The organism is Pseudomonadota bacterium, assembly GCA_026388315.1.
Taxonomy (GTDB): Bacteria; Desulfobacterota; Syntrophorhabdia; order Syntrophorhabdales; family Syntrophorhabdaceae; genus MWEV01.
On record JAPLKA010000062.1, the window covers coordinates 1 to 10,999 of the forward strand.

9 protein-coding genes are annotated in these 10,999 nt (G+C 45.9%); all 9 read left to right on the forward strand.

The window, feature by feature from the left end:
- The coding region (locus NTX75_09680) for an HD domain-containing protein (GenBank protein ID MCX5816492.1) at window positions 1-306 on the forward strand (306 nt) is incomplete at its 5' end.
- A gap of 35 nt (window positions 307-341) precedes the next feature.
- Entirely contained in the window at window positions 342-473 is a 132-nt protein-coding gene (locus tag NTX75_09685; protein MCX5816493.1) for a hypothetical protein, read from the forward strand.
- Between the two features lie 191 nt (window positions 474-664).
- Window positions 665-904 carry a hypothetical protein gene (locus tag NTX75_09690; protein MCX5816494.1) on the forward strand — a complete coding sequence of 80 codons (240 nt, stop codon included), beginning with the start codon at window positions 665-667 and terminating at the stop codon, window positions 902-904.
- Window positions 905-1,331: 427 nt separating this feature from the next.
- The gene (locus NTX75_09695) at window positions 1,332-3,995 is read left to right on the forward strand and encodes a response regulator (GenBank protein MCX5816495.1); all 2,664 of its coding nucleotides are present in this window, start codon (window positions 1,332-1,334) and stop codon (window positions 3,993-3,995) included.
- Between the two features lie 157 nt (window positions 3,996-4,152).
- Entirely contained in the window at window positions 4,153-5,748 is a 1,596-nt protein-coding gene (locus tag NTX75_09700) for a FecR domain-containing protein (GenBank protein ID MCX5816496.1), read from the forward strand.
- A 77-nt stretch (window positions 5,749-5,825) separates the two neighbouring features.
- A complete protein-coding gene (locus NTX75_09705) occupies window positions 5,826-6,209 on the forward strand; it encodes a response regulator (GenBank protein MCX5816497.1) in 384 nt (127 codons plus the stop codon).
- 18 nt (window positions 6,210-6,227) lie between these two features.
- Window positions 6,228-8,531 carry a CHASE2 domain-containing protein gene (locus tag NTX75_09710; protein ID MCX5816498.1) on the forward strand — a complete coding sequence of 768 codons (2,304 nt, stop codon included), beginning with the start codon at window positions 6,228-6,230 and terminating at the stop codon, window positions 8,529-8,531.
- A gap of 204 nt (window positions 8,532-8,735) precedes the next feature.
- A complete protein-coding gene (locus NTX75_09715; protein ID MCX5816499.1) occupies window positions 8,736-9,689 on the forward strand; it encodes a L,D-transpeptidase family protein in 954 nt (317 codons plus the stop codon).
- 247 nt (window positions 9,690-9,936) lie between these two features.
- Window positions 9,937-10,999 (forward strand): GAF domain-containing protein (locus tag NTX75_09720; protein MCX5816500.1); only part of this gene is annotated, 1,063 nt, incomplete at its 3' end.

Consider the following 10,999-nt stretch of genomic DNA (forward strand, 5'->3'; position numbering starts at 1 on the left):
TACGACATACTGAAAGATGTAGGATTGCCCTATCCCATAGCAGAGATAGTCCTCCAACACCATGAACGGTTAGACGGTTCAGGTTACCCCCAGGGTCTCAAAAATGGCGAGATACTCCTTGAAGCACAAATCATTGCTGTAGCTGACGTAGTTGAAGCCATCGCCTCCCACCGTCCCTACAGAGTCGGCTTCGGAATAGAAGTAGCCCTTGAGGAGATCGAGAAGAACAAAGGCATCCTTTATGGTTCTGAGGTGGTGGAGGTGTGTCTTAAATTGTTTCGGGAGAAAGGATTTTCTTTTGAGTGATGAGTGAAAGGAATTTAAAAAAAGGGGGCAACAATATGGCCACACAGAATAAAACCGTAAATCCTGAGTTTTTGTACATTCCCATAGGAAATATCGTCGTGTTGGAACAGGTGCAGTCAAATATTAATATCGAAGCAGACTCATTCAAGTCATTCTTACTTCAGTGAATAGTCGTTAGTGAATAGTGAACAGTTAAAGACATTTTATCAAACTCATTGCTCCTTTCCCCTTTCAACTTTGAGCTATTAGCCTCTACGCTCTCCGCTCATCGTTCCATGGATCAGGCAAAAGGGATATTGGCATTCATTCAGGCAAAACACCCCGATAAAGGGTATGATGTGGAAGGGGTAATGAGTGATTGATACGCTACAAACTGAAGCCTGATGACCTGTCCGATGAATTGGTACCAACAGTTGGTACCAATTCAGAGATCACCGGAAAATCAGTAACGACGCTGTATAACGGCATTTCCCTTTTAAAACTTCCTCCTGAGATTCAGGCAGCAATTCGGGCAGGAAACCTGCCTGTTTCACAAGGATATCTCTTTGCCGCCAACCTCGAATGTCCCGATCTTATGAAGGCAGTGAATAGTGAATAGTGGATAGTGGATAGTTAAAAAGGCAGAAAAGATGAAATGTTGTGAATGGTGAATGGTGGATAGTGGAAACCCGTGAAGCGTTATATGTGAAGCGTGAAGCGTGGAAAAACGAGATACGGATTTAAAAATATGGTACAAGAGTCTTGTCCCCGAACGGGGGAATGACAATGAGCTTGATAAAATGTTTTTAACTGTTCACTATTCACTAACGACTATTCACTGAAGTATTCCGCAATCTGTACGGTTTAATCCTGCCGAAGGCGGGACAATGGGATGGGGGCAATGGTGTACCCTTTAAATCTTATTGACATTTATTAAGTAGAATATCAAAATAGAATAAGAGTGTTATAGTTTGATTAAAACACAGCCTATTGTGGAATACAAAAACATGTTATAATAATGTATCCAAAAGGAGAACCGCATGTCCATGCCTACCATCCTCCTCGTTGAGGATGATTCTCTGAGCGTACGGCTGATTCAGCGTGCCTTCCGTAAAACAGGACTGACCAATCCCCTCCAGATCGTAAATGATGGAGAACAGGCAGTGGCATATCTGGCCGGGCAAAGCAAGTATGCTGACCGGACAGACTACCCGCTCCCTGCCCTTATCCTCCTGGACCTTTACATGCCTCGCAAGTCGGGTCATGAAGTATTGGCCTGGATGAGAGAACAGCCGGGGCTGAAAGACCTGCCTGTTGTAGTACTCACCGCTTCACAGGAACCTGCCGATATTGAGAAGGCTTACAGCCTGGGTGCGCAGAGTTACCTTCTCAAGCCCATGACACCGGAATCCCTGAAAGAGGTCGTCAACATCTTCGCACCGGTCATGGACAGCAACCCGCGGGTCCTTTTGCTCGATGATGATCCTGACATGCGGACACTCGCTGTTAGGGTGCTGAGAAAGGAGTTCCCCGGTGCACAGATAGAGCAGGTAGGCGTTCCCGATGAGTTATCCCCTGCCCTGGAAAAGGATTGCTATGATCTGGTAATTACCGATTATGAGATGCACTGGACAGACGGCCTGAAGCTCCTCCGTATTGTCAAGGCCCGCTGGCCCGAATGCCCGGTGATTATGTTTACCGCCTCCGGAAGTGAGGAGGTTGCCGTGGAGGCTATGAGGGCAGGACTCGATGATTACGTACTGAAAAAGCCCCAGCACTTTGCACGGCTGCCCGTTGCAGCACGGCTGGTGATGGCCCGTGCCAGGCACAGAAAGATGGCAAAAGAGGCTGAAGAACGCTATCGCAGCCTCTTTGAGACCGTTCCCGTCGGCCTGTTCCGGTGCACACCCGCGGGGAAACTCACCGATGCCAACCCCGCTTTCATCCAGATGCTGGGATATTCAGATTTGCAGCCGCTGCTGGCCTTAAGTCTGGCCGATACATTTGTAAACAGGGATGATCTTAAGAGGTGGGCAAAAGGTATAAATTGTGAAGAAACAATACACAATTTCGAGGTCCAGCTCTACCGCAGGGACAATGCTATAATCTGGGGAGAGATGAACGCCCATACGGTGTGTGACGTAAACGATAACCTGTTATATTACGAAGGAATTTTACAGGATATTACGGAACGGAGGCAGGCAGAGAAAAAGATAACAAAGGCGGCAGAAGAGTGGCAATCTACCTTCGACTCCATTAAAGACGCGGTAATGCTCTTAACCCCAGATCTCAGAATTGTCCGGGCCAACAGCTCTGCTGCTTCTTTTTTTAACATCCGCATGGATAAGATCCAGGGAAAATACTGTCATGCATTGATGCATTGGACAGACAAACCATTAGAATCGTGTCCTGTTGCAAGGCTGCTGGAGACAAAACAACACGAAGAGACAGAGGTTTACGATGATAAAAGGGGGGTATGGCTTTTAGTTTCAGTAGACCCCATAATGGATGATAAGGGAAATATAACAGGTATTGTCCACATTGTCAGGGACGTCACTGAGCGTAAACACCTTGAGTCTCAGCTCCGTCAGGCCCTGAAGATGGAGGCTATAGGCACCCTGGCAGGCGGCGTGGCACATGATTTTAATAACATCCTCACCGCCCTTATCGGATACGGAACCCTCCTGCAGATGCAATTGGATAGCGATAATCCCCTGCGGATATATGCCGACCAGATACTCTCATCATCACACAAGGCAGCCAACCTCACCCAGAGTCTTCTATCTTTTAGCAGAAAGCAGCCCATAACACTCCGGCCCGTTGCATTAAATAGCTTAATCAGGGGAACGGACAAGCTTTTAAAGAGACTCCTCACAGAAGATATCGCACTACAGACAATACTTGCCAGCGATGATATGACCATCATGGGGGACGCAACCCAGATCGACCAGATCCTCTTCAACCTCGTCTCGAATGCGAGGGATGCAATGCCAAAGGGTGGCAGATTAACCATTAAAACGGAGCTTGCGGTGTTGGACAGAGAGTTTGCAGAGACGTTCGGATATGGAGAGCCGGGGGCACATGCGGTCATATCCGTTTCTGACACCGGTACCGGCATGGATGAGGCAACAAAGGAGAAGATATTTGACCCCTTCTTTACCACCAAAGAAGTAGGGAAAGGGACAGGGCTCGGCCTCTCCACGGTTTACGGAATAGTGAAGCAGCACAAAGGGCATGTAAATGTACAGAGCGAACAGGGCAAGGGGACAACCTTCCATATCTACCTTCCCGCCATACAAATGGCTGCCGGCGAAGAAAAGACCGTATATCCTGCAGTTAAAAGAGGAAAGGAAACCGTCCTTGTCGCTGAAGATAATGAAGAGGTAAGAAATCTCGTGAAGCAGATACTCGCCGATCACGGATATACGCCTATAATTGCAGCAGATGGTGAAGATGCCCTCATCAAATTCAAAGAAAACAAAAATATCGCCCTTTTACTTCTCGATTCCGTGATGCCGAAAAAGAACGGGAGAGAGGTCTATGATGAAATCAAGAAAATAGATCCCGACATCAAAGCCCTCTTCACGAGCGGGTACACAAGAGACATTGTCCTCGATAAAGGCATTGAGGAGAAGGATTTTCATTTTATCTCGAAACCGATCATACCGAGAAAACTCCTGGAGAAGCTGAGGGAAATACTGGATAAATAATTGTTGTGCACATATATTTGTATGTATACTTTTAATAGAATCATTGATACACAACATTTCGGGAGGTTAAACCATAAAACAGAATAAACTCAACCCGTCAAGGACGTTATACTCTATAATCTTATTTGCAGTCCTGCTCTTTATATGCACATCAAATATTCATGCCTTCGGCGACCAGACGGTAGATTTAAAGGTTGCAAAAGGTGATACACTCATTAATATCTGCAAAAAATACCTTGAGAACCCATCAAAGTGGCCTGAGGTTGGAAAGGCAAGCCGTTTAAAAAATCCGAATATCATTTATCCTGACCAGGTGCTGCAGATCCCTGTAGGGCTTCTCCGGGGGACACCACTGGACAGTGAGGTTACTTTTGTCAAAGGTGATGCAAAGATTCAAAAAAAAGACGGGGATGAGTGGACAGTTCTCCATTTAAGGGACAAGATAATTCAGGGCAGCACTCTACAGACAGGAAGTGAAAGTTCCCTTGAAATAACCTTTGAGGACAACAGCGCCCTCTTCCTTAAACCAAACACAATACTTGGTGTTACCACCGCTCAGAAAAAAGGTCTATTAGCAATAGTTCACGACCTGTATCTCAGGGCAGGCAGGGCCATAACGAATATAAAAAGCGCAACAGGGGCAGATTCACGTTTCGAGATCAACACCCCTTCAGCCGTGGCGTCGGCAAGGGGAACTCAGTTCAGGGTATCCCTTGACGAAAAGGCTTCTACCCGTGCTGAAGTTTTAGAAGGCAGAGTAATGGTAAAGGGAATGGATACAGCAGTTGAGGTAAAACAAGGCGAAGGTACCCTGGTAGAGAAGGGCGCAGTGCCGGATCAACCGAGTAAACTCCTTGCCCCGCCAAAAATTGCCGCTTATAGACCCATCTATAAAGACATACCCCTCAGTATTAAGTTTGATGAGACAGAGGGAACTGTTGCCATAAGGACCGCTCTATCAAAAGACCAGGAAGGAAAAGACGTACTCTTCGAAAATATTATAAAACCAAAAGAATCTTTTGCGGTTAGTAATATTACAGACGGCTCATACTATCTCATCATCAGCAGCATTGACGGGAAGGGACTTGAAGGACCACAGTCTGACCCCTCGATTATTACATTGAAAGCAAAACCCCTGCCTCCTTTCATCCAGATAAAGGAAGACGATGCGGAATTCATCGGGAAATCGGCAGAATTCAAATGGCTCAAGGTGAAAGATGCTGCAAAATATCATGTTCAGATCGCTGAGGACAAAGATTATACCCGGATCAAAGAAGAGCAGAAGGATTACCGGACCGAGGCATACAAGACAGGAATTCTGGATTATAACACGTATTATTTCAGGGTAAGTTCCATAGCTGAAGACGGGTACGAAGGCGGGTGGTCAAATACCGTTACCTTCCGCCTCATCCCTCCGCCGCCTGCCCCTCAACTTGAAAAGCCCGAAGTTGATAAAAAATCGATATCTCTGAAATGGCGGAACCTTGGCGAAGAAACCACCTATCATTTCCAGATGTCCGACGATGAGATCTTCAAGACAACCCTTATTGATGAAAAGCTCCAGAAACCGGAGATCACCCTTCAGAGGCCAAAAGATCCCGGAACATACTACGTCAGGACAAGCAGTATTGATAAAAAGGGACGTGAAGGCGATTTCTCGGCTCCGCAGAGTTTTGAGATAGAGCGTGGATTCCCCTATATGCAATTCGGTATCATTGGTGCATTGGGTATCCTCTTATTATTGGCGCTCTAACAGGCTTACAGGGGCAGATATTTTTCCGTCAGCGCAGCAAAAGGCCTGAGGCCGGATAATTTTTAAGGAGTATAAAGATGTCAGACAACCCAACGAAAATTCTTATTGTGGACGATGACCCTGATATCCGCCTTTTACTGGATTTTAACCTGTCGAAGAACGGATACGAGGTGCTTGAAGCAACAAATGGCGCCGAGGCTCTTGATATTATGAGAGAGCATACGGTAAATCTGGTTATTACCGATTTGACCATGCCAATAATGGACGGTTATGAGCTGATTAAAAATTTGAAAGAATCTTCCGAAACATCAGGAATACCGTTACTGATGCTCACCGCACGGGAGGAGGAAAGGGTATCGAGGGCAGGCATGGCTAACCCGCCTGACGATTACCTCCCGAAACCCTTTGCAACAGCCGACCTCCAGGAAAAGATTGAAAAATTATTGTCACGGGGTAGCTGATCAATATACAGTATACAGATGGATAAACCTACCGGACATATCGGGCCCGTCACTATCCGGAAAGCCATCATATGCGGGCTGCTCCTGGTCTTTATCATCCTGTTTGAATATGTCGGCTTTTTAGAAGGGATAAATAATTATTTTTACGACCTCTCCTTCAGAACAAGGGGTTTCAGGGCGCCCTCAAAAGACATCATAATAGTGACGATTGACGATAAAACCCTGGAGAAGCTCGGGAGATGGCCTATCAAGAGATCCTATTACACATCGCTTATTGACAAAACTGCAGGGGCAAAAGCGGTAGCATTTGATATTATCATGACCGAACCCACCGACGATGATGCGTTCCTTGCACGGGCAATCAAAGAACACGGCAATATAATTCTTCCGGTTTTTATCGAAAACAACGAAAATGTAAAATATCCTGTTGCCTTGCTGTCAGCCTCACCTGTCGGCCATGTGCATGTAGAACAAGGCATCGATGGTATCGTCAGGGAGGTATATCATACCCTCCAGCTCCGGAATGACCTGTTGCATTCTTTGTCGTCTGTGGCATATGGGTTTGCCACGAATAAACCTTTTTTCCGTACATTCGACAAAAAAAAGTATATACCCGACAGCAAGATTACACAGTCCAACCCGATGTATATCAATTACTGCGGCGGCCCGGGTTCATTTGAAAGCGTCTCACTCATCGATGTCCTTAATAACGTCTATCCTCCACCCTTTTTCAATAACAGGATAGTCCTTGTGGGTGTTTCTGCGGCAGGGGCCGGTGACCGTATTTTAACCCCCTTCTCACAGGAGAGAAGGAGCATGCCGGGTATAGAAGGCCAGGCGAATACCCTTAATACCATGCTTATGAATAATGCAATTGATATTATCCTGCCATGGGTACGATGGCTTATTGCAGTATTCCTTGCAATGGTTTCTTTTATCTGTTTTCTGAGGTCAACGGAACAACGGGCCACCATACTCGGATTGATTATGCTTTTATCCATCGGGGTCATCACGTATCTGCTTTTTTCAGCCTTCAATGTCTGGCTCGCCCCTGCAATCTATTTCTTTACAGTTTTCTTTGTGTTTATTCTTGCCTATGTATTCAAATTTAATGATGCCATTACTACCCTCGACAAGGCCTATATGACGGTAGTGCCTCACCTGAGGTGGGGTTATGCGGGGGATAATGAAAAACACGTGGAAAGAGGCATATTCGGATCACTCACCGAGAAGGGCATCCAGTCGAAGGCACAGATACTTAACGATGTAAGCAGACAATTGGGTTTTGAGAAGGAGCTTACAGACAGGGCGCTTTTAAGCGATATTCATGGCGTGCTCATTTTCGGTCCTGATAGAAAGAACATACTCATTAACAATCTCGCACAGACTTTGTTCAAAGAAAATGGGGTTGAGGCAGGGTCTGCAGATATATTTGTAACGTCTTTAGCCCCTGCTGTTATGGAAAATATCGAGCCTGAAGACGTGCCAGGAAGGCTCTATAATGAAAAAGAGGATGTATCCTTCACCATATCCCTCGAGAAGCCTGCAAAGAAATTTTTTAAGGTTGACGCCTCTTCCTTCGCCGTCAATGAGAGGACATATCTCCTCATTATGCTTTCGGACGTTACAAAAATTAAGGAACTCGAAATCCTCAAGGGCCATATCATTTCTGTCGTTTCTCACGAGTTGAAGACGCCCATGACATCAATCCAGGGGTTCAGCGAGATACTCGCCGGTAACCTTGAAGGGAAGATGAAAAGTTTTGCAGGGATCATTCACAGGGAGTCGGAAAGGCTCGTGCGGTTTTTAAACACATTTCTTGACATAACAAGGATTGAGGAAGGCAGACAGCCTATTAAGATGACATCCATAAACCTGAATGATGTTATCCGGGAAGTGGCATCAGCCCTGAAACCGATTGGAGACACAAACGGCATAACCATCCACACGGATATCCCTGATAATACAGATGACATCGTGATTGACAGGGACCTGACAAAGCAATGCATCTTCAACCTTGTGGAAAATGCGATAAAATACAGCCCCTCCGGCAAGGAGGTTATGATAAAGCTGACAAGCGAGACAGACCATTTAAAAATCGATATTATTGATCACGGGTATGGTATCAAAGAAGACGACCTCAATAAGGTCTTTGAGAAATTTTACCGATCAAGCTCAGACAAAACGAAGAATATCAAGGGCTCAGGTCTTGGCCTGACTTTCGTCAAGGAGGCCGTTGAAGCCCAGGGCGGAAAGATGACCCTTGCAAGCGTATGCGGGGAAGGGTCATCTTTCTCAATCGTCTTCCAGAAAACCACATGAAAACAGTGAAAAGTGAAAAGTGAATAGTGAATAGTTTTTTAACTGACTACTGTTCACTAACGACTATTCACTGAAGTAATGAACCCTTGAACCCTTTTTCTTGGTTACGAGATACCTCTCACCTTTCACATTTCACATTTCACCTCAGAATATACTTTAAATTTGTCCGTATCTCCTGTATATTTTGTCCATAATATATAACCTATGCAAGTCTTTCTGATTCTACTTCTCCTCTTTTCATATACACATGTCTTTGCCTCCGATATGGTCATTGGCGGCGTAAAGACATATGTTGTCCAAAATGGTGACAGCCTTGAACTCATTGGTGCAAGGCACGGGGTATTCTGGAAAAATATTGCGAAAGAGAACAATATTGACCCTAAGCTACCCCTTCCGGAGGGGGCAACTGTCATAATAAATAACCGGAAAATTGTCCCAAAGGTTATAGAAAACGGGATCATTATTAATATACCCGACCGGACACTCTATTATTTCAAAGATGGCAGGCTTACTGCTATTCCTGTTGGTGTCGGTTTACCTTATGAGGAGAATAAAATAAGCTGGCAGACCACAATGGGAACGTTTAAAATTAAAAAGAAACGAAAAAATCCGACGTGGTATGTGCCGGACTCTATCCAGAGGGAGATGGAATCAAAGGGAAAGCCGGTTGAAGAGGCTGTGCCACCGGGGCCTGACAATCCCCTCGGAAGGTATGCCCTGGATACATCAATTACCGGCATACTGATCCACGAAACAATCCGGCCAAGGAGCGTATACCGTTATCTCAGTCATGGGTGCATCAGGGTACTGCCCGAACATATGGAGCCGTTATTTAATATGGTTGATGTGGGCACTCCGGGCGAGATCATATATGTGCCTATCAAACTGGCTGTCAGTAACAACAATAAGATATATCTTGAAGTCCGCACCGACATGTATAAGAAAATCAAATCCAAAAGTGAGCATACACGGAGGATCATTCAGGATAGGGGCGTTGCCGATAAGGTCGATTGGGAAAAGGTTGACAGGGTAATCAAAGAACAATCCGGTATCGCTGAGGATGTAACGTTAATCGCTCATAATGGGGTAAACGGGTCACTCAAGCGTAAATTTTCCACCACAACCCAAAAAATATTAGATTTTCTGGGATCAAGGTAGCGAATAGTGAATAGTGAAGCGGGAAAAGACCGCGATGTCCTTCCTTCGGCAGGATTAAAGCTTGCGTGAAGCGATCTATAGCGTGGAGCGTGGAGCGCATAGCCCCCCGCTACGCGAGTCCCCACTGCGTGAGGACAGGAACAGGCGTAGAGGATTTAAAACTAAACGCTCTACGCTAAATGCTATCCGCTAAGTTGAGATACGAGGAACGGGTTTTAAGATACGAGATTCTAAAGAGAGGAAATGCATGGAAATACCCATTCGTGTTTTGATTATTGAAGATTCTGAAGATGATACACTGCTTATTGTCCACCAACTCGAACGCGCTGGTTACAAGCTGACCTATGAACGGGTGGAAACCGCCGATGCCATGCACGAGGCCCTTGAGAGAGAGACATGGGACATCATCATATCCGATTATAATATGCCTCATTTCAATGGTCTTGAAGCGCTCAAGCTGTACAAAGAGAAGGGGCTGGATATCCCCTTTATCATCGTTTCAGGCGCTATCGGTGAAGAGATAGCAGCAACAGCAACGGTATCATCAGGCGCCCACGACTATGTGATGAAAAGCAATCTCTCACGCCTTGTTCCTGCTATTCAGAGGGAACTCAGGGAGGCAGAATCAAAAAGGGAACGCAAGCTTACAGAGCAAGAACTCCTCCTCACCGACATACGACAGGAAGCACTCCTGAAACTTTACCAGATGGCAGATATCCCTCTGGACACGATTACCGGTTTTGTTGTGGAGGAGTGCCTGAAAATGACCGGGAGCGAGATAGCGTTTATCGGCTATATAAATGAAGACGAGACCATCATGCATACCCACCTGTGGTCCAAAAAGGCGATGAAGCAGTGGATGAAGCAGTGTTCCGTAGACGGGAAGCCCGTCAAGTTCCCTCTTGAACAGGCCGGGTTATGGGGTGAGGCTATAAGGCAGAAAAAGCCCATTATCGTAAACAACTACTCAGAGCCCAACCCTTACAAAAGGGGCTACCCAGAAGGACATCTCTCCCTGGTGCGCTTTATGAGCGTCCCGCTCATTGATAGAAACCGTGTTGTACTTGTTGCCGGTGTTGCAAACAAGAAAGAACCGTATACCGGATCAGATATCACGCATACTTCTTTACTTTTAGAAGGCATGTGGAACTACATTCAACGGAGAAAGGCAGAGGATGGAGTCCGTACAAGCGAACAAAAATACCGCTCCATATTTGAAAACTCCGTGGAGGGCATCTTCCAGACCTCGCCGGAAGGACAATTCCTCAATATCAATCCATCTTATGCCCGAATGACCGGATACGCATCAC